Annotated in this window: 16 protein-coding genes; 11 read left to right on the top strand and 5 right to left on the bottom strand. The window is 64.2% G+C overall.

Features of this window, described 5'->3' with window-relative positions; genetic code table 11:
* Positions 1 to 72: 72 nt before the first annotated feature.
* The 4 genes from speA to IAE33_RS06470 form a co-directional block, all read right to left on the bottom strand.
* A complete protein-coding gene (gene speA, locus IAE33_RS06485; protein ID WP_060482296.1) occupies positions 73 to 1986 on the bottom strand; it encodes an arginine decarboxylase in 1914 nt (637 codons plus the stop codon).
* Between the two features lie 140 nt (positions 1987 to 2126).
* Positions 2127 to 2498: a translation initiation factor Sui1 gene (locus IAE33_RS06480; RefSeq protein WP_028633006.1), complete on the bottom strand. Its 372-nt coding sequence runs from the start codon at positions 2496 to 2498 to the stop codon at positions 2127 to 2129.
* A 235-nt stretch (positions 2499 to 2733) separates the two neighbouring features.
* Complete coding sequence (locus tag IAE33_RS06475) at positions 2734 to 3267, bottom strand: NUDIX hydrolase (RefSeq protein ID WP_201162843.1); 534 nt, start codon at positions 3265 to 3267, stop codon at positions 2734 to 2736.
* 1 nt (position 3268) lies between these two features.
* Positions 3269 to 4336 carry a DUF2333 family protein gene (locus IAE33_RS06470; protein WP_201162842.1) on the bottom strand — a complete coding sequence of 356 codons (1068 nt, stop codon included), beginning with the start codon at positions 4334 to 4336 and terminating at the stop codon, positions 3269 to 3271.
* A gap of 249 nt (positions 4337 to 4585) precedes the next feature.
* Here IAE33_RS06470 and IAE33_RS06465 point away from each other — a divergent pair, with 249 nt between their 5' ends.
* From IAE33_RS06465 to accC, 6 genes are all read left to right on the top strand, one after another.
* Positions 4586 to 5944, top strand: a complete 1359-nt coding sequence (locus IAE33_RS06465) for a diguanylate cyclase (protein ID WP_201162841.1) — start codon at positions 4586 to 4588, stop codon at positions 5942 to 5944.
* 129 nt (positions 5945 to 6073) lie between these two features.
* Positions 6074 to 8035 (top strand): methyl-accepting chemotaxis protein, encoded by a 1962-nt coding sequence (locus tag IAE33_RS06460; RefSeq protein ID WP_201162840.1) that lies wholly within the window; start codon positions 6074 to 6076, stop codon positions 8033 to 8035.
* A gap of 73 nt (positions 8036 to 8108) precedes the next feature.
* The gene (locus IAE33_RS06455) at positions 8109 to 9893 is read left to right on the top strand and encodes a protein-disulfide reductase DsbD (RefSeq protein WP_201162839.1); all 1785 of its coding nucleotides are present in this window, start codon (positions 8109 to 8111) and stop codon (positions 9891 to 9893) included.
* A gap of 180 nt (positions 9894 to 10073) precedes the next feature.
* On the top strand, positions 10074 to 10529 hold the full coding sequence (aroQ, locus tag IAE33_RS06450; RefSeq protein WP_028633011.1) for a type II 3-dehydroquinate dehydratase: 456 nt from the start codon (positions 10074 to 10076) through the stop codon (positions 10527 to 10529).
* Between the two features lie 95 nt (positions 10530 to 10624).
* Positions 10625 to 11086 carry an acetyl-CoA carboxylase biotin carboxyl carrier protein gene (gene accB, locus IAE33_RS06445; RefSeq protein WP_060482302.1) on the top strand — a complete coding sequence of 154 codons (462 nt, stop codon included), beginning with the start codon at positions 10625 to 10627 and terminating at the stop codon, positions 11084 to 11086.
* A gap of 17 nt (positions 11087 to 11103) precedes the next feature.
* Entirely contained in the window at positions 11104 to 12459 is a 1356-nt protein-coding gene (gene accC, locus IAE33_RS06440; RefSeq protein ID WP_060482303.1) for an acetyl-CoA carboxylase biotin carboxylase subunit, read from the top strand.
* Positions 12460 to 12528: 69 nt separating this feature from the next.
* On the opposite strand, the gene IAE33_RS06435 is transcribed toward accC, so the two are convergent.
* A complete protein-coding gene (locus tag IAE33_RS06435; RefSeq protein WP_201162838.1) occupies positions 12529 to 14382 on the bottom strand; it encodes a sigma-54-dependent Fis family transcriptional regulator in 1854 nt (617 codons plus the stop codon).
* Positions 14383 to 14703: 321 nt separating this feature from the next.
* On the opposite strand from IAE33_RS06435, the gene IAE33_RS06430 reads away from it, so the two are divergent.
* The 5 genes from IAE33_RS06430 to IAE33_RS06410 all read left to right on the top strand — a co-directional run bounded on the left by IAE33_RS06430 (position 14704) and on the right by IAE33_RS06410 (position 20451).
* A complete protein-coding gene (locus IAE33_RS06430) occupies positions 14704 to 15681 on the top strand; it encodes a thiamine pyrophosphate-dependent dehydrogenase E1 component subunit alpha (protein ID WP_201162837.1) in 978 nt (325 codons plus the stop codon).
* 33 nt (positions 15682 to 15714) lie between these two features.
* Positions 15715 to 16737 (top strand): alpha-ketoacid dehydrogenase subunit beta, encoded by a 1023-nt coding sequence (locus IAE33_RS06425; protein ID WP_028633016.1) that lies wholly within the window; start codon positions 15715 to 15717, stop codon positions 16735 to 16737.
* Positions 16734 to 17840 (top strand): acetoin dehydrogenase dihydrolipoyllysine-residue acetyltransferase subunit, encoded by a 1107-nt coding sequence (locus IAE33_RS06420; RefSeq protein ID WP_201162836.1) that lies wholly within the window; start codon positions 16734 to 16736, stop codon positions 17838 to 17840. The genes IAE33_RS06425 and IAE33_RS06420 overlap by 4 nt, the downstream gene beginning before the upstream one ends.
* Positions 17841 to 18045: 205 nt before the next feature.
* Positions 18046 to 19779 (top strand): C13 family peptidase, encoded by a 1734-nt coding sequence (locus IAE33_RS06415; RefSeq protein ID WP_201162835.1) that lies wholly within the window; start codon positions 18046 to 18048, stop codon positions 19777 to 19779.
* 27 nt (positions 19780 to 19806) lie between these two features.
* Entirely contained in the window at positions 19807 to 20451 is a 645-nt protein-coding gene (locus IAE33_RS06410) for an oxidoreductase (RefSeq protein ID WP_201162834.1), read from the top strand.
* The last annotated feature ends 3 nt before the right edge of the window (positions 20452 to 20454 follow it).

The following is a 20454-nucleotide window of genomic DNA, read 5'->3' as shown; positions in this document are numbered from 1 at the left end:
GCGCCGCGTTGCGGCGCATCGCGAGCTGCGCTCGCTCCTACGGGAGGGTAGAAGCGAGCGATAGGCCGCCGCTTACGACGACAAGTACGAAGACCGGGTCAACCCAAGGCGCAACGCATCCAGGTACTGGGTACGTTCGCGTGCGGTGATCTTGGCGCTGGCCACCTTGTCGCGGTAATGGGTCATCAGTTCCTCCGGCGACAGGTGCACATAGCGCAGCATGTCCTCGATGGTGTCGTGAGTCTCGATACCAGCGTGGTAAACGCTGCCATCAGCGTTCTGGTAGATGTTCACCGAGTCGGTATCACCGAACAGGTTGTGCATATCGCCCAGGATCTCCTGGTACGCGCCCACCAGGAACACACCCAGCAGGTAGTCCTCGCCCTCGTTCAAGGCATGCACCGGCATGCTGGTCTCGATGCTCTGCTCATCCACGTACTGGTTGATCTTGCCGTCGGAATCGCAGGTCAGGTCCTGCAGCACGGCGCGGCGCAGGGGCTCTTCGTCCAGGCGGTGCAGCGGGATGATCGGCAGCACCTGGCCAATGGCCCAGGTGTCGGGCAGGCTCTGGAACACCGAGAAGTTGCAGATGTACTTGTCGGCAAGCTTGTCATTCAATTCGTCCAGCACCTGGCGGTGGGAGCGCTGGCGAGCCTTCAGCGAGTTGTGCAGGCGGCGGCACACGGCAAAGTAGCACTGTTCGGCCAGGGCCTTCTCGGCCAGGGTCAGCTTGCCGTCGGCATACTGCGCCGCCACGTCACCCATGTAGTGGGTGGCGCGCCAGTAGGTCTCGGTCACCATCTCGATGTCGGTAGGGCCCAGCAGGTCAACCAGCCACTGCACGGTCTCGGGCAGGGCTGCCTTGTTCTCGATGGTCGGCACCTGGTCGTTGTGTTTCTCGACGTCGGTCACCTGGATGACCAGCATGGCATGGTGCGCGGTCAGCGAGCGGCCACTCTCGGAGAAGATGTGCGGGTGCGGCAGGCCCTGCGCGTCGCAGAACTCCTTGAGCATGCCCACCACCACGCCGGCGTAGTCGTCCATGTCGTAGTTGATCGAGCTGGCATTGCGCGAGTGGGTGCCGTCGTAGTCAACGCCCAGGCCACCGCCCACGTCGATATGGTCCACCGGCAGGCCCAGGGCACGCAGTTCGCCGTAATAGCGGATGGCCTCCTTGAACCCATGCTGGTAATCGGCCAGGTTGGCGATCTGCGAGCCCATGTGGAAGTGCAGCAGGCGGATACCCTGGTCAAGCCCGGCGTCACGGAAACGCTGTACCACCGAAATCAGCTGCGCGGCCGACAACCCGAACTTGGACTTCTCGCCACCGGTGTCGGCCCATTTGCTCGAGGCCAGCGACGACAGGCGCACCCGCAGGCCCACCTGCGGCTTGACCTTGAGCTCGGCGGCCTCGTCGATCACCAACGCCACTTCCGACTCTTTCTCGATGACGATGAACACGTTGTGGCCCAGCTTCTGGCCCATCAGCGCCAGGCGGATGAACTCACGGTCCTTGTAGCCGTTGCAGACAATGGTGCCGCCCTTGGGCGCCAATGCCAACACTGCCAGCAGCTCAGGCTTGGAGCCGGCTTCCAGGCCGATGGACACGTTCTGCGTGGCGATGATGTTTTCCACCACCGCTTCCTGCTGGTTGACCTTGATCGGGTACAGCGCGGTGTACTGGCTCTGGTATTCCAGGCGCGCAATGTTGGCATCGAAGGCCCCGGTCAGCTGGCGCACGCGGTCCTGCAGAATGTCAGGGAAGCGCACCAGCAACGGCAGTGACAGCCCACTCTGACGCAGCTCGTCAACCTGCTCGAACAGGTCGATCGGGGCACTGTCCGGCCCATTGGGGCGCACTTCGACGCGCCCGGCATCATTGATGGCGAAATAACCAGCGCCCCAATGGCGGATGCCATACACACTGCGGCTGTCGGCCACGGTCCATTGGCTACCATCGTCTTTGCGTGTGCGTCGTACGGACATTCAAGTCCCCTATAAGTAAGTCGTAAACACGGCCCTGCCAGCTGGCGGGCGCAGTGTAAAAGCCAAAAGTGACGGTTCGTCTGTTGCCTGGGTAGACCCTGGTCACAGCAACGAGTTTAGAAAGCACCGGGCAAAAAGACTCAGCCGCCGGACTTCTTCGCCTTGAAACCCTGCTTGATGAGTTCGGCAACCAATAGCTCCACATGGTCGCCCTGAATTTCGATAACCCCGTCCTTCAACGCACCACCGGTGCCACAGCGGCGCTTGAGGGTGGTGGCCAGCTCCTTGAGCTGATCCAGCGGCAGCGGCACCCCGGTGACGGTGGTCACGGTCTTGCCGCCGCGGCCTTTGCTTTCGCGGCGCACGCGGGCAATGCCATCCCCTTCGGGGATAGCCTGCTGCTTGCAGGTGCAGGCATCCACCGGCTGGCCACAGTCGGGGCAGTGCCGACCGGCATCGGTGGAGTAAACGAGACCGCCAAGGGCGGAAAAGGAAGAAGCTTTCTTGGCCACTTTTGTTCCTCTGCGCTGAGGACAAAAACTGGTCGAGCCTGGGACAAGGCCGACCGCAAAGCCCCACTCTGGCAGGGGCAGCGCTACTGCCGCAAGGTGTTGCGGCAGCCTGAAAAGGGCGCGCAGTGTAACGATAAATCTGGCTATTGTGTAGGCGCGCCGTGATCGCGATCGAAGTATTTGCACAGGAACGGGGTCATTGGCCAGCCCCACTTCCTGAGCAACACGCAAGCACTCAAAGGCTGGCTTTATAGCGCTGCAACGCCGCCAACGAATCCGGGCAATAAGGTTCGCTCAGGCTCTGCGCCTCAGCCTGCTCCAACCCCATGAACCGCGCCTCCATCACCTCTTCCGGCTGCAAGCGCAACGGCGCATCGGACACCGCCGAATAAACTGCACACCACAAGCGGTTGCCAGGCTGGTCAAAGTAGAACCGCTCATGAAAGCGCAGTTCAACGCCCTCGACCCCCAGTTCCTCAGCCAGCTCCCTGGCCGCAGACTCGGCATAGCCCTCGCCCGCTGCGACCATACCCCCTGCCGCGACGTCCCAATAACCTGGGTACAGCGCCTTGCTCAAGGTGCGCCTGTGCACGCACAGCTCACCGGCGGTATTGAACAGCAGGATGAAGGTGCAGCGGCCGATCAGGCCGCGTTCGCGTAACTGCGCCCGGGGCAAAGCCCCCTGCACCTGGTCGGCTTCATCCACCCAGGTCACCAGCTCGCGGTCTGAAGCCGCCCGGTGGGCGGCCTCGCGGGCAGTGATGCTCACCTTAGCCCTGCGACAGCAACTGGCGCAGGTCGATGACGGCAGCGTTGGCGCGGGAGATGTAGTTGGCCATGACCAGCGAGTGGTTGGCCCACATGCCAAAGCCGCTGCCGTTGAGCACCATCGGGCTCCACAGCGGTTCCTGCGAGGCTTCCAGTTCACGAATGATCTGGCGCACGCTCACCGTGGCATTCTTCTTCGCCAGCACGTCGGCGAAGTCCACCTCGATGGCGCGCAGCAGGTGCGACAGTGCCCAGGCCTGACCACGGGCCTCGTAGAACACGTTGTCAATCTGCAGCCAAGGGGTTTCCACCACTTCCTCGTCCACCTGCGGCGCCTGGCCAGCCACCACCGAGTCGGTCTTGGACGTGGTGTTGAGCTTGACCCGGCCAACACTGGCCGACAGGCGCTGGGACAGCGAACCCAGGCGGGTGGCGACATCGCCCAGCCAGTTGTTCAGGTTGTCGGCGCGGGTGTAGAAGATTGCACCTTTGTCACCCGAGGCCAGGCGTGCCTGGTAACGCGACAGCGACTTGATACCTTCCTCGAACTCCGACTCGCTGGAAGGCAGAATCCAGCTCTTGTTGTCGAAGTTGAAGCGTGGCTCGGCCTTGGCCAGGTCGGCGTCTTCGGTAGACTGCGACTGCGAACGGGCGAAGTCCTTGCGCAGGGCCCGGGACAGGTCACGCACCTGGACCAGTACGCCGTATTCCCAGCTCGGCATGTTGTCCATCCACAGCCCTGGTGGTAAGCGGTCGTTGGAAATGTAACCGCCCGGTTTGTCCAGCAACGTGCCGGCCACGGTCTTGAGGGTTTCGATGGTGGTGTAACCCACGACCATCTGCTGGGCGTTGCGTTGAGCGGCCGCTTGCGCGTTCTGCTGGACCGGGAACAGGTCCGGCTCCTGGCTCCAGTACCAGCCAAGGCCAATGCAGACCAACAGGTACAACCCGACCAGGGTCAGCAGCGCACGGCTCCACAACCCGCCAAAGTAGCTACGGGCGGCAGCGCCGCGGCTGTCGGCACGCTCACGGGGCTCGGCTTTCGCCTCGCGGTTTTTCCAGTCCAGCATGGCTTTGTCCTTAATCAGTCACGACGGTTCAGGGGCTTGGACCACAGGCCTACGCCAGGGTGCCACGGCAAGCCCGCCTTGCTGCACTATAAAGCAGACACTGCCTTACGCATAAGCGACCCATCGGTCATGAACTGAATAGTGATCCTGGTCATTTTGTTGACATGTGACACTCACCCTGCCATGAAGAGGTGCTAGCATAGAGCCATCACTGCCCCTGCATACCACAACCTACAAAGTAGCCAGGACATGAGCCAAGCAGTCGAGCCGAGCCCGCAGCGCCCCGCCCAGCAGCTCACGCGTAGCGGCCTGCGCAAGGATGACCCGCTCGACCAGGTACTGCTCGCGCCTGTGCGCCGGCCGGTCTACATCCTGCTGCAGGACCACGAGCGTGCCGAGCGCCTCGCGCAACAACTGGAATTCTTCGGCCTTGGCGTGCAGGCGTTGCCAACGGCTGATGCGTTTCGTGCCTCCTTCAGTGAATGCCCGCCGTCGGCGGTGATCATGGATGTCGATTTCAGTGGCGCCGGCCAAGGCCTGGCACTGGCTGCCGAGATCCAGGCCACGCTGGTAAAACCCGTGCCGTTGCTGTTCTTCAGCCACCACGAAACCGACACCCCTACCCGCCTGGCTGCGGTAAGGGCAGGTGGCCAAGACTTTCTCACCGGCACCCTGGAGGCCTCCAGCCTGCTGGAGAAGGTCGAACGCTTGACCGACGCCGCCCCCTACGACCCACTGCGGGTGCTGATCATCGATGACTCGCGTACCCAGGCCCTGTACACCGAACGGGTACTGGCCGGGGCGGGCATGGTTACCCGCAGCCTGAGCGACCCGATTCGTACCATGGCCGAACTGGCCGACTTTCAGCCCGACCTGATCATCCTGGATATGTACATGCCCGCCTGCACGGGCCCGGAGCTGGCCAAGGTCATCCGTCACAACGACCGTTACGTCAGCGTGCCGATCATCTACCTGTCGGCCGAAGACGACCTGGACAAGCAGCTCGATGCGATGAGTGAAGGCGGCGACGATTTCCTGACCAAACCGTTTCGCTCACGCCACCTGATCACCACCGTGCGCAACCGCGCCGCCCGCGCCAGGCACCTGAAGGCACGCATGGTGCGCGACAGCCTGACGGGCCTGTACAACCACACGCACATCCTGCAACTGCTCGAAGACTGCAGCTTCCGGGCGCGGCGTGAGTGCCAGCCGCTCAGCTTTGCCATGCTCGACATCGACCATTTCAAGAAGATCAACGACCGCCACGGCCACCCCATGGGTGACCGAGTGATCAAGAGCCTGGCGCTGTTCCTCAAGCAGCGGCTACGCAAGTCCGATTTCATTGGCCGTTACGGCGGTGAGGAATTCGCCATCGTCATGCCCAATACCGCCCTGGAGGCGGCGCACAAGGTACTGGACGAGATCCGCCGGCGCTTTGCCGACATTCTGTACCCGGCCCAACCCCGGGACCTGCAGTGCACCTTCAGTGCAGGTGTGGTGCAACTGGATGACGGGCTGGACGCACTGACCATGGCCAGTGCCGCCGATGAAGCCCTGTACCGGGCCAAGCATGCGGGCCGTAACTGCGTGGTACGCGTAGAGCCTTGAAACGGGACCTACGCAAATAGCGGCACTTTGCCACTTTTTTTGACGCCAGGCCTTTGTCGTCATCACCACGTCACAAAATCGCAATAACTTCAGGCGCCTATCTCCCCCCTGCGCAGGAAGTGTGCGGCTATGCGCCTGAAGTGGCTGACCAATTTCAACACGCTGTTGCTGGTGACCGTGTGCATTGCGCTGGCGGCCACGTTGTGGTGGTCGCAGCGGGCGCTGGAACGCCCTTACCAGATGATGGAGCGCTACCTGGGCCTGTCCCAGCAGTTCCAGAACCAGGCGGCGCGCAATATCCAGGCCTACCTGGGCAGCGGCGATGCCCTGCGCCACGCTGCCGCGCTGGAAGCCACCCAACAGTTACAGGCGGGCCTGGCCGAATGGCCGGGCGAACTCGCCGACAAGCTGCGGCCTAGCCTGGATGGGCTGCAGGCCTTCACCGCCGGCGATCTACTGGCGGCAGGCAAGCTGGCAGGCGACCCGCAAGCCCTGCTGCTGCAGGCCGAGCGTGAACTGGGCGCCAACCTTGAGCAACTGGCCGGCTATGCCCGGGACAGCAACAGCCCCGACGCCAACCGTTATCAGGTGCCGTTGCTGGATGCCGCCGTGCACCTGGGCCGGCTGTCGCTTGCACGGGACAAGCTGGTCAGCAGCGGCCGACCGGAGCTTGCCGATGAAGTGGAGCGTGAACTGCAACTGATACGCGCCCAGGCCCAGGTCATCGACGGCCTGCCGCTGCTGGGGGTGACCCGCGCCGCCGAGTCTGGGGCGGACGATTTTGCCGCCATGATGGGCCTGCAAACCCAGGCCAGCGAGCAGCAGGAAGATGTGGCCGTGCCCCTCAAGCGCGAACTGCAGAGCCTGCTGAGCCGCTACCCTGCCGAGCTGCAGCGCACCCGAGCCCAGATTGAGCGGCGCGCCGCGCTGGCGACCAGCACCGGCCAGCGTCTGGATGCGGTGCAACAGGCCATTGCCGCCCTGGAACCAGAAGTCCGCAACCTGCATGGCAAGATTGCAGGGGAGGTGCGCATCATCCAGGGCCTGATGATCGGCCTGATCCTGTTGATCGCCTTGTTGATCGATACGCTGCAACGGCGCCTTGCGCGCACCCTCACCAGCTTGGCCCCGGCCCTGTCGTGCTGGGCCGAAGGCGACTTCGCCCAGGCCATCGCCCTGGGCAAGACCAACCGCGAACTGCACGATATTCAGGAATCGCTCAACCGCCTACGCCAATACCTGGTCGAGCTGGTGGGCACCATCCGCCACAATGCCGAACAGGTAGCCGGCAGCAGCCATGCCCTGGCAGGCATGAGCGCCGCCCTGCACGACGGCGCCCAGCGCCAGGCCGGCGACACCGGCCAGATCCGCGACGCCCTGGGCGAGCTGGAAGCGACCATCCAGCAGGTGGCCGGCGATGCCAGCGCCGCCGCCCATGCCAGCCGTGATGCCGGGCGTGCGGTGGAACAGGGGCAGACGGTGATTGGCCAGAGCCTGTCAGGGCTGCGCACGCTGGTCGACGAGGTGCAGGGCAACGCCCGCATGATCGAGCAATTGGCCGAGGAGTCTGCCACCATTGGCGGGGTGCTTACGGTCATCCGCTCGATCGCCGAGCAGACCAACCTGCTGGCGCTGAACGCCGCCATCGAGGCGGCCCGCGCTGGCGAAATGGGCCGCGGCTTTGCGGTAGTGGCCGATGAGGTGCGCTCCCTGGCCCAGCGCACCACGGGCGCCACCGGCGAAATCCAGACGCTGATCGACCGGCTGCAACAGGCGGCCAGAAGCGCCGTGACCGGCATGCGTACCCAGCTTGAGCACGCCGAGGCGACCGCCAGCCAGGCGCAGACGGCGGACGGCGCGCTGGATGAAATCGTCTGCGCCATCCGCACCATCTCCGATACCGCCGTGCGCATCGCCGATGTCACCGCCCAGCAGAGCGGCGCCGTGAGCGAAATTCGTGACCACAGCGAACGTATCCATGAACTGGGCAGCGACAACCTGCAGCGCATAGGCGAAGGCCGCGAGCAAGGCGAGCAGTTGCTGAGCCTGGGCGGCGAGCTGAACCGGGCGGTACGCGCGTTCAGGGTGTGAGCCAATGCCCATGGGGGACATCGCACGGGCGCTCCGCTATCATGCGCGGCACGTTCCACCTCGCGAGTCCGCCATGCGCCGCCTGTTTTTCCTGTTGTTCCTGCTGCTGGCCAGCCCGGTGTTCGCCACCGGCCTGCTGGACAACCGCCCCAGCGCCACCCTTGGCGCCGCCTCGCTGGCCAACAACGCCGACTTCCTGCCGGTGCACGAAGCCTTCAAGCTCAGCCTGGTACAGGCCGATGCGCACAGCATCAAGCTGCGCTTTGTGGCCACCGATGGCTACTACCTGTACCGCCACCGGTTCCAGTTCCATACCGAGCCGGCGGATATCGCCCTGGGCACGCCGAATATCCCGAAAGGCGAACCCAAGCATGATGAGTTTTTCGGCGACGTCGAGGTTTATCACGGGGTGCTCGACATTGAGCTGCCGCGTACAGATACCCGTGCATTCACGTTGCAGGTGGGTTACCAGGGCTGCGCCGACAAGGGCCTGTGCTACCCGCCGGAAACCGAACGCATCAGCATCGACGGCCAAGGCGCCAGCACCGCACTGGCTAGCCCTTCTGCCCCTGGCAGCGAGCAGGGCTGGACGTGGAAGTCACTGCTGCTGTTCTTTCTCGCCGGCCTGGGCCTGACCTTTACCCCTTGTGTGCTGCCGATGCTGCCGATTCTGTCCGGGGTGGTGCTGCGCGGCCAGGTAGGCGGGTTGCGCGGCCTGGCGTTGTCGCTGGCGTATGTATTGCCGATGGCCGCAAGCTTTGCCGCCCTGGGCGCGCTGATGGGCCTGTTTGGCGCAGGCCTCAACCTGCAGGCCCGCTTGCAGTCGGCCTGGGTGCTGGTGCCCTTCGCGCTGTTCTTCGTGGTGTTCGCCCTGGCCATGTTCGGCTTGTTCGAACTGAAACTGCCACAGGCGCTGAGCAGCCGCCTGGACAGTGTGGCCAGCCGCACCAAAGGCGGCTCGCTGCTGGGCGCGGCAGCGCTGGGGGTGCTGTCGAGCCTGCTGGTTTCACCCTGCGTTTCGGCCCCCTTGGCCGGTGCCCTGCTCTACATCAGCGCCAGTGGCGACGCCCTGGGCGGCGCCCTCAAGTTGTTTGCCCTGGGCCTGGGCATGGGCGCCCCGCTGCTGCTGATCGCCACCGGTGGTGCCGCCTGGCTGCCAAAAGGCGGAGCCTGGATGAACACGGTGAAAAATGCCATTGGCGTGCTGTTGCTGGGGCTGGCTATCGGCCTGCTCAGCCGCGTGCTGCCCGGCCCGCTGACGTTGTTGCTGGTGGGCCTGCTGAGCGCCGGTGTGGCGCTGTTTCTCGGCGCCCTTGAGTTCGTGGTCAAGTCGCCCCGCCAGCGCCTGGCACAGCTGCTGGGCCTGGCGTTGCTGGTGTACGCCCTGGCGTGCTGGTACGGCGCGCTCAGTGGCCAGGGCGATCCGCTGCGGCCATTACCGCCCGCTGTTCAGGTGGGTGTTGGCACCCCTGCGGTACCGGCCGACGCCTGGCAAACCCTAACCGCCCCCGCCGCCCTGGACGCAGCGCTGGCGCAGGCCAAGGCCGCTGGCCAACCGGTGCTACTGGACTGGTATGCCGACTGGTGCATCAGTTGCAAGGTAATCGAGCACGAGGTGCTGAACGCCGCACAGGTGCGCCCGCAGTTGGCAGGGTTCAAGCTGCTGCGCTTCGATATCACCCAAAGTGATGCCGCCCAACGCGGCCTGCTGGACCGGTACGGGCTGTTCGGCCCACCTGCAATCCTGTTTTTTGGCGGTAATGGCAGCGAAATAACCGCTGATCGGGTCATTGGTGAAGTAAACGCCGATGAATTTGCCGCTATTCTTCAGCGCGTACGCGCTACAGCAGGCCTTTGAGGCGCCCGTATGCCGGGCGCAAACCTGCGCTGAGTGACCGGATCCAAACATCCGGTCACATACTTCGCGCGAACCTCGGGCATCGTGCTGGCTATTTCGGGGAACTGGACACTTGGTACCCCTTTACGGCACACTCGCCGCGCTGTGTCGAATTGCCCTACAAATCCAAGGAATCTGCAGATGGCAACGCTACTGGTGCTTCACGGCCCCAACCTGAACCTGCTCGGCACTCGCGAGCCTGGCCATTACGGCGCCGTGACCCTGGCCCAGATCAACCAGGACCTGGAGCAACGCGCCCGTGCAGCGGGCCACCATTTGCAGTATTTGCAGAGCAATGCCGAATACGAACTGATCGAACGCATTCACGCGGCGCGCAATGAGGGTGTGGACTTCATCCTGATCAATCCGGCGGCGTTCACCCATACAAGTGTCGCATTACGTGACGCGTTGCTTGCGGTGAGCATCCCATTCATCGAAGTGCACCTCTCCAACGTGCACAAACGCGAACCGTTCCGCCATCACTCCTACTTTTCCGACGTTGCAGTGGGTGTGATCTGCGGCCTGGGCGCCAGCGGTTATCGGCTGGCCCTGGAGTCTGCGCTGGAACAACTGGCTGCCAACGCACAGCCCAAATAATGAAAACCCTGGCCTCGGTGGCCAGGGTCGAGAGAAACGTGTCGACACGTTTTTACCTTTCGCCCCCTGACCGAACCTTTGGGAGTTGATGATTAATGGATATCCGTAAAGTCAAGAAACTGATCGAGCTGCTGGAAGAGTCTGGCATCGACGAGCTGGAGATCAAGGAAGGCGAAGAGTCTGTCCGTATCAGCCGTCACAGCAAGACCCCGGCTGCCCAGCAGTTCTATGCACCTGCACCAATGGCCGCTGCCCCAGTAGCCGCCCCGGCAGCCGCCGCGGCCCCGGTTGCTGAAGCCGCTGCTGCTGCCCCTGCCCTGAAAGGCACCGTGGTCCGCTCGCCAATGGTCGGCACCTTCTACCGCAAGCCTTCGCCGACCTCGCCGAACTTCGCTGAAGTTGGCCAGACCGTGAAAAAAGGCGACACCCTGTGCATCGTCGAAGCCATGAAGATGATGAACCACATCGAAGCCGAAATCGGCGGTGTGATCGACGCCATCCTGGTAGAAGACGGCCAGCCGGTTGAGTTCGACCAGCCGCTGTTCACCGTCGTTTGAATCGCGGAGAGCCAACGATGTCTGGGAAGCTCGAAAAAGTCCTGATCGCCAACCGTGGGGAAATTGCCCTGCGGATCCTGCGTGCCTGCAAAGAGCTGGGCATCAAGACCGTCGCGGTGCACTCCACCGCCGACCGTGAACTGATGCACCTGGGCCTGGCAGACGAGTCGGTCTGCATCGGCCCTGCATCGTCCAAGGATTCCTACCTGCATATTCCGGCAATCATCGCGGCCGCCGAAGTCACCGGCGCCACGGCGATCCACCCGGGCTACGGCTTCCTGGCGGAAAACGCCGACTTCGCCGAACAGGTGGAAAAATCCGGGTTCGCCTTCATCGGCCCCAAAGCTGACACCATTCGCCTGATGGGCGACAAGGTTTCGGCCAAGGACGCCATGATCAAGACCGGCGTACCTACCGTGCCGGGCTCCGATGGCCCGCTGCCGGAAGACGAAGAAATGGCCCTGGCCATTGCCCGTGAAGTCGGCTACCCGGTGATCATCAAGGCCGCTGGTGGCGGTGGTGGTCGCGGCATGCGCGTGGTGCACAAGGAAGAAGACCTGATTGCCTCGGCCAAGCTCACCCGTACCGAAGCCGGTGCTGCCTTCGGCAACCCGATGGTGTACCTGGAGAAGTTCCTGACCAACCCGCGCCACGTTGAAGTGCAGGTGCTGTCGGACGGCCAGGGCAACGCCATCCACCTGGGCGACCGTGACTGCTCGCTGCAGCGCCGTCACCAGAAGGTACTGGAAGAAGCGCCAGCCCCGGGTATCGACGAGAAAGCCCGCCAGGAAGTGTTCAAGCGCTGCGTGGACGCGTGCATCGAGATCGGCTACCGCGGTGCGGGTACTTTCGAGTTCCTGTACGAAGACGGTCGCTTCTACTTCATCGAGATGAACACCCGCGTACAGGTTGAGCACCCGGTTTCGGAGATGGTCACCGGTGTCGACATCGTCAAGGAGATGCTGAGCATCGCCGCTGGCAACAAGCTGTCGTTCCGCCAGGAAGATATCGTGGTCCACGGCCATTCGCTGGAATGCCGGATCAACGCCGAAGACCCGAAGAAGTTCATCCCGAGCCCAGGCACGGTGAAGCACTTCCACGCACCCGGCGGCAACGGCGTACGTGTCGATTCGCACCTGTACAGCGGCTACTCGGTACCGCCGAACTACGACTCGCTGATCGGCAAGCTGATCACCTGGGGCAAGGACCGCGACGAGGCCATGGCCCGTATGCGCAATGCCCTGGACGAAATCGTGGTCGATGGCATCAAGACCAACATCCCGCTGCACCGCGACCTGGTGCGTGATGAAGGCTTCTGCAAAGGCGGCGTCAACATTCACTACCTCGAGCACAAACTGGCGAACCAGGATTGATCGCGTAGTGTGATGTTCAACAACCCCGGCCCTGTGCCGGGGTTTTTTATGGCCTGTCCGGGCCTGTGCTCACCCCTTCATCCGCGGCATTTCGATGCGGTGTTCATGTACGCGCCGATACAGCGTCGCGCGCGATATGCCCAATGCCCGCGCCGCTTCAACCGGCTTCCAGCGGTGACGTATCAAGGCATCGAGCAGCAACTGCCGGGCGGGGCACGATATCCCTGGGGCATCTGCAACAGGGGGTTCGTGTTGCAGCGCCTGGGGCAGGTCTTTCATCCGGATGTGCCCGCCTTCACTCACTGCGCAGGCGTAGCGCAGCACTTGGCGCAACTGCCGCAGGTTCCCAGGCCAGCGGTACACCAATAGCGCTTGCAGCGCATCATTGGCCAACACGGCGTCGGTACTGCAGCCGGCCGCTTCTTCACTCAGCATCTGGTGGATCAACCCCAGCAGGTCCTCACGCTCACGCAGCGGCGGCAGCGCGAAGCTGGCGTTGGCCAGGCGGAAGTAGAGGTCCTCCCGGAACTGGCCCTGCTCCACCCTCGCCGCCAGATCCCGGTGCGTCGCGCAGATCACCTGAATGTCCACGTGCTCACGCCGCGCCGCGCCCAAGGGCGCCACTTCGCCGTCTGCCAGCACACGTAACAGGCGTGTTTGCAGGGTGAGGGGCATGTCGCCGATTTCATCGAGGAACAACGTGCCGCCGTCGGCCTGCTGCAACAGCCCCTGCATCCCTTTGCTGGAAGCCCCGGTAAACGCCCCCGCCGCATACCCGAACAGTTCGCTCTCGATCAGGCTTTCCGGAATGGCCGCACAGTTGAGGGCCACAAACGGCCCTTGGTGGCGCCGGCTCAGGCGATGCAACTGGCGGGCGAACACTTCCTTGCCAGCCCCCGTCTCGCCCAGCACCAGGATTGCCAGGCCACAGTCCTTGACCCGCGTGGCCAACTGCAGGTGCTGCTCGATACGCGCGTCCTGGCCTTGCTGCTCGGCCCGGGCAGGCGTGCGGCGCTGGGGCGGGCTGACCCGGCCGTACAGCCCGGCAAGGCCTGGCAGGCGCTGGGCACTGGAAGCACTGACACGCCGCAGCTGCTCAGGGTCGAACAGCTCGCCGATGTGCGCCGGCAAGCGCCCAAGCCTTTGCGCCAGGTGCTCTCGTGCCAGGCTGTTGAGCGCCTGCAGGCGCCCATCGGTGTCCCAGGCCAGCAGGTAATCGGGCTGGCTTTCCACGTAGCCCGGGGTGCCATGGGCACGCATTACCCAGTGCCCCTGCGCACTGTGCATGAATACCGCGTTCTCGATCTCGCGCGCGGTCTGCTCCACCAGTTGGCGAATCAGGTGCTGGCTGCGACGGTCATCCGGCGATTGCAGGGCCGATACATCCAGCACGCCCAGCACCTCGCCTTGCGGGTCAAACACCGGCGCCGCCGTGCACGTCAGGCCGATGAAGGCCGCACGAAAGTGGTCGCGCTTGTGCACCGTGACCGGGGCCCTGCTGGTCAGCACCGCGGCCACCCCGCAGGTGCCCTCCACGCCCTCCGACCAGCAGGTGCCCAGGTCGAGCCCGGCCTTGCGGCAGTCCTTGCGGATGGCTGACTCGACGCGGTAGTCGATGGTACGGCCCTGGGCATCGGTCAGCAGCACGCAGTAGTCGGCGCCGCGCACCCGTTCATGTAGGCGTGCCACCGCATCGCTGGCAATGCGCAAAAACAGCTCGGCACGCTCGCGGCATTCGTTCAGCAGGCTGGGTGAAAGCACCCGCGGCCCTTGTTGGGAGGCAGGGTCCAGGCGGTATAGCTCCATGGAGCGGCGCCATGAATCCAGGATCAGCGGTGGCACCGGCGCCTGGGGCAGGCGGTCGGCATTTTTCAGCACCCGGCTGACGCAGTCGACATGGGCTCGGGAGTTCGCGGCAAGCATTCAGGCCCTCCGGTTCTCGTTACAGCTTTTTATGGTTGTGCGGCCATTAAGCGCCCGCTGGCATGCCCCGACAAGCACGGGGTGATTATCGGCAGGCGTGAGACGCAGCGTCTCAACGTCTCACCGGCCGCAGCCGCGCGCCGGCACCGGGCGTCTCAGCCTGCCTGGCGAGGCTGATCGCGAAATACATGCAGGGCCGCTCTGCAACGGGCCTTTCCGGCAGCCTGCACAAAGCTGGCACCGGCCTTGCTCCAGCCCAGGCAAGCACGTGCGATGGGCCTGCACGCTGTGAACCGTTGAGACACCCCGGAGAACAACAACATGTCCAATCAACTGAGCACCGAACAACTGCTGCATGCCTACGAGGTGATGCGCACCATCCGCGCGTTCGAAGAACGCCTGCATGTCGAATTCGCCACCGGCGAGATACCCGGCTTTGTCCACCTTTATGCCGGCGAGGAAGCCTCGGCCGCCGGCGTCATGGCGCACTTGCGCGACAGCGACTGTATCGCCTCCAACCACCGTGGCCATGGCCACTGCATCGCCAAGGGCGTGGATGTGTACGGCATGATGGCCGAGATCTACGGCAAGAAGACCGGTGTGTGCGGCGGCAAGGGCGGCTCGATGCACATCGCCGACCTGGGCAAAGGCATGCTCGGGGCCAACGGCATTGTCGGCGCAGGCGCACCGCTTGTGGCCGGCGCCGCGCTGGCGGCCAAGATCAAGGGCCGTGACGATGTGGCGGTGGTGTTCTTTGGCGACGGTGGCTCCAACGAGGGTGCAGTGTTCGAGGCCATGAACATGGCGGCGATCATGAAGCTGCCCTGCATTTTCGTGGCCGAGAACAACGGCTATGCCGAAGCCACCGCCTCGAACTGGTCGGTGGCCTGCAAGCACATCGCCGACCGCGCCGCAGGCTTCGGCATGCCAGGGGTGACCATTGATGGCTTCGACTTCTTTGCCGTGCACGAAGCTGCCGGCGCCGCCGTCGAACGCGCCCGCAGTGGTCAGGGCCCCTCGCTGGTCGAGGTGAAGCTCACCCGCTACTACGGCCACTTCGAAGGCGACGCACAAACCTACCGTGCGCCCGACGAGGTAAAGAACCTGCGCGAGACCCGCGACTGCCTAATGCAATTTCGCGACAAGACCACGCGGGCCGGTTGGCTGAGCGCCGCACAACTTGACGCTATCGATGCGCGCATCGAAGACCTGATCGAGGATGCCGTGCAGCGCGCCAAGGCCGACCCCAAACCGCAACCTGCCGACCTGCTGACCGACGTCTACGTCGCCTACCCCTGAGCTGCCCATAACAAGAACGACAGGAGAATCACCATGGCAAGAAAGATCAGCTACCAGCAAGCCATCAACGAAGCCCTGGCCCAGGAAATGCGCCGCGACGAGAGCGTTTTCATCATTGGCGAAGACGTCGCCGGCGGCGCCGGCGCGCCGGGCGAGGATGACGCCTGGGGCGGCGTACTGGGGGTTACCAAAGGCCTGTACCACCAGTTCCCCGGGCGGGTGCTGGACGCGCCCTTGTCCGAGCTTGGCTATGTGGGGGCTGCGGTGGGCGCCGCGACCCAAGGCCTGCGCCCGGTCTGCGAGCTGATGTTCGTCGACTTCGCCGGCTGCTGCCTGGACCAGATACTCAACCAGGCCGCGAAGTTTCGCTACATGTTCGGTGGCAAGGCGGTCACCCCGCTGGTGATGCGCACCATGTACGGTGCCGGGCTGCGTGCCGCTGCCCAGCACTCGCAAATGCTCACCTCGCTGTGGACGCACATTCCCGGGCTGAAGGTGGTGTGCCCGTCTTCGCCCTACGACGCCAAGGGCCTGTTGATCCAGGCCATTCGCGACAACGACCCGGTGATCTTCTGCGAGCACAAGCTGCTGTACAGCCTGCAGGGCGAGGTGCCGGAAGAGGTGTACAGCGTACCGTTCGGCGAGGCCAACTACCTGCGCGACGGTGACGATGTGACCCTGGTGACCTACGGCCGCATGGTCCATGTGGCACTGGAAGCTGCCAACAACCTGGCCCGCCAGGGGATCGACTGCGAGGTACTGGACCTGCGCACCACCAGCCCGCTGGACGAGGACAGCATTCTGGAAAGCGTGGAAAAAACCGGGCGCCTGGTCGTCATCGACGAAGCCAACCCGCGTTGTTCCGTGGCCACCGACATCAGCGCGCTCGTTGCACAAAAGGCGTTTGCCGCACTCAAGGGGCCGATCGAGATGGTGACCGCACCGCATACTCCCGTGCCGTTCTCCGATGCGCTGGAAGACCTGTACATCCCTGACGCAGCCAAGGTCGAGGCCGCCGTACGCAAGGTGATCGACGCGAAAAGGAGCGCCGCATGAGCCAGATCCATACCCTGACCATGCCCAAGTGGGGCCTGTCGATGACCGAAGGCCGGGTGGACACCTGGCTCAAGCAGGAAGGTGACCCGATCAGCAAGGGCGATGAAGTGCTGGACGTGGAGACCGACAAGATCAGCAGCAGCGTCGAGGCGCCTTTCAGCGGGGTGCTGCGCCGCGTGGTGGCCAAACCCGATGAAATCCTGCCGGTGGGGGCGCTGCTGGCGGTGGTGGTCGAAGGCGAGGCTGACGAGGCCGCAATCGAGGCCGTGGTACAGCGGTTCCAGGCCGAGTTCGTCGCAGAGGGCAACGCCGACCAGGCCCAGGGGCCCGCCCCGCAAAAGGCCGAGGTGGCCGGGCAACTGCTGCGCTGGTTCGAGCTGGGCGAAGGGGGTACGCCGCTGGTGCTGGTGCACGGCTTTGGCGGCGACCTCAACAACTGGATGTTCAACCACCCCGCCCTGGCCGCCGAGCGCCGGGTGATCGCCCTCGACCTGCCGGGCCACGGCGAGTCGGCCAAGGCTCTGCAACGCGGCGACCTGGGTGAGCTGGCCGAAACCGTGTTGGCCTTGCTTGACCACCTGGGCATCACCAAGGCTCACCTGGCTGGCCACTCGATGGGCGGCGCAGTGTGCCTGAACATTGCGCGCATGGCCCCGCAGCGGGTGGCAAGCCTGAGCCTGATCGCCAGCGTGGGCCTGGGCGAGCATATCAATGGGCAGTACCTGCAAGGCTTCGTGGCTGCCGCCAACCGCAATGCCCTGAAACCGCACATGGTCCAGCTGTTCGCCGACCCGGCGCTGGTAACCCGGCAGATGCTGGAGGACATGCTCAAGTTCAAGCGGCTGGAGGGCGTGGACGGTGCCTTGCGCCAGCTGGCTTCGGGCCTTGCCGAGGGCGATACCCAGCGCCACGACCTACGCCATGTACTTGCCCAGCAGCCGGCGCTGGTGATCTGGGGCGGCAAGGACGCGATCATCCCGGCCAGCCATGCCGAAGGCCTCGATGTTGAAGTGCTGCTGGTGCCTGAGGCTGGCCACATGGTGCAGATGGAAGCTGCCGAAGCGGTGAATCGCAGCATGCTGGCGTTTTTGCGCATTACCTGAAGGACAGGGGCTGCTATGCAGCCTATCGCGAGCTGCGCTCGCTCCTACATTTTTTGTGGGCAATTATTTCAGTGTAGGAGCGGGGGGCGCTCGGGTTCAAAAGCGAAAAAATCATCAGGGCGGGCACCTCCAAGCCCTCCCTCTCTCCTACCGTCGCTCACCCAATCTGCGTCATACTCGGCAAACTTATTGCCCGGTCATCGCCATGCGTCCACTGCTGCCCTTTACCTTGCTTCTGCTGCTTACCGCTTGTGGCGATGGCGAATCCCTGTTGCCGCCAGATGCGCGCCTGCCCGATGGCGGCCGCTACCGAGGCCAGGTGGTCGATGGCCTTCTGCAGGGCGAAGGGCGCATCGACTACCCCAACGGCAGCTGGTACGCCGGTACCTTCAAGAATGGCCAGTGGCACGGCCAGGGTGAATGGCATGGCCAGAACGGTGAGGTGTACCGTGGCCAGTTCAAGGATGGCCTGTTCGAAGGCCTGGGCGACCTGATCACCCCCGGTAGCCATTACGCCGGCACCTTCCGCCACGGCCGCCGTGACGGTGAAGGCACCCTCAAGCAGGCCGACCAGACCTACCGTGGCCAGTTCAAGGACGACCAGTACGAAGGCGCCGGCCAGCTGGAGCTGGCCGACGGCAGCCGCTACCAAGGCCTGTTCGCCAAAGGCAAACCCAACGGCGCCGGGGTACGCAGCGACGCCAGCGGCAACCAGTTCAGCGGGCGCTTCGTGGACGGCCAATTGCAAGGCACCGGTACTTACGACAGCGTCGACGGCGAGCAGTACATCGGTGAATTCAAGGACAACCGCCTGGAGGGCCGGGGCCGCTACGAAAATGCCGACGGTGATGTGTGGATCGGCCAGTTCAAGGACGGCGCGCTGGTGGGCGAAGGCGAAATGCTCGGCAGCGATGGCAGCCATTACAAAGGCGCCTTCGTCGACTGGCGCATGTCTGGCCACGGCAGCCTGCAACTGGCCGATGGCAGCCAGTACGTGGGTAACCTGCTCAACGATGCCTACCACGGCCAAGGGCGCCTGACCTTGGCCAACGGCCAGGTGCAAAGCGGGGTCTGGGCCAACGGCGTGCGCGTGCGCGACCAGCACGGCAAGCTGCTGCCCGACCCTCTCGACCTCGCCCTGCTCAACCAGGGCCGGCTGCTGGACGAAGCGCTGGCGGCAGTGCCGCGCTCGCTGGCGCCCATCCAGCTGTACAGCCTGGTGGTGGCCGGCGACGGGCAGCAGAGCGTGTTCCTGCGTGAGGCCGACTACGTCAGCAACCTGCTGAAGGTACGCTTCGGTGCCCGTGGCCAGGTCACCCTGGTCAATCACCGCGACTTCATGGCCACACGCCCCATGGCCACCCGCCAGAGCATTACCCGCGCGGCCCAGGCACTGGCAGAACGCAGCGGCCCGCAAGACCTGCTGTTCATCTACCTGACCAGCCACGGCAGCGAGGATCACCAGCTGGTGCTGGACCAGCCACGGCTGCAGCTGGCGGACCTGTCTGCCGGCGAGCTGGCCAGCGCCCTGGCACCGCTCAAGGACCGGGACAAGGTAATCGTCATCTCTGCCTGTTATTCCGGTGGTTACATCGCCGGCCTGAAGGACGAGCGCACCGTGATCATGACCGCAGCACGGGCTGACCGGGTGTCGTTCGGCTGCTCGGAAGAAGCCGACTTCACCTACTTTGGCGATGCCCTGTTCGCCCAGGCACTGAACCAGACCGACGACCTGAAACAGGCGTTTGAACTGGCGCGTGACAGTGTTGCCGAACGGGAACGAAGGGAAGGCTTCGAAGCGTCTGAACCGCAGCTGTGGGCGCCGCCCAAGGTGCTGGAACACTGGCAGCGGCTGCGCAGTCAGCAAGCCGAAGAAGCCTTGCGCAATGCCACCCATGCCAAGGTGGGGGCGCAGGCAAAAACGCCGCGCAACCACTAAGCTTGGGTGTAACAAGGGAGAGACATCATGTACTTGACGCCTCAGCATGTCCTGCTTGCCGGAGCGACCGGCCTGACCGGTGAACACCTGCTCGACCGCCTGCTCAACGAGCCGACCATCACCCGGGTGCTGGCACCGACCCGGCGGCCACTGGCCGAACATCCGCACCTGGAGAACCCCGTCGGCGACCCGGCGGTGTTCTTGCCACAGCTGGGTGGGCGTGTCGACATCGCCTATTGCTGCCTGGGTACCACGCTGAAACAGGCGGGCTCCGAGTCTGCGTTCAGGGCAGTGGACCTGGACATGGTAGTGGCCTTCAGCAAGCGGGCGCGGGAAATGGGCGCCCGTCACCTGTTGGTGATCAGCGCGCTGGGCGCAGACCCGAAATCCTCGATTTTCTACAACCGGGTCAAGGGTGAGATGGAGGAAGCATTGAAGGCCCAGGACTGGCCACAGCTCACCATCGTGCGCCCCTCTTTGCTACTGGGCGAGCGCAGCCACCCGCGCCTTACAGAAAAACTCGCAGCGCCGTTTTCCAAGCTGATACCGGGCAAATACCGGGGTATCGAGGCCTGCACCTTGGCCAGGGCGCTGTGGCGCCTGGCGCTGGAAGAACAGGACGGGGTACGCATCGTCGAATCGGACGAACTGCGAAAGCTGGGCAGGCCGTAGCCG

The organism is Pseudomonas sp. S60, assembly GCF_016647865.1.
Lineage (GTDB): Bacteria > Pseudomonadota > Gammaproteobacteria > Pseudomonadales > Pseudomonadaceae > Aquipseudomonas > Aquipseudomonas parafulva.
Note: the sequence above shows the minus strand (reverse complement) of the source record. Positions and strands in the feature narration are given on the sequence as shown.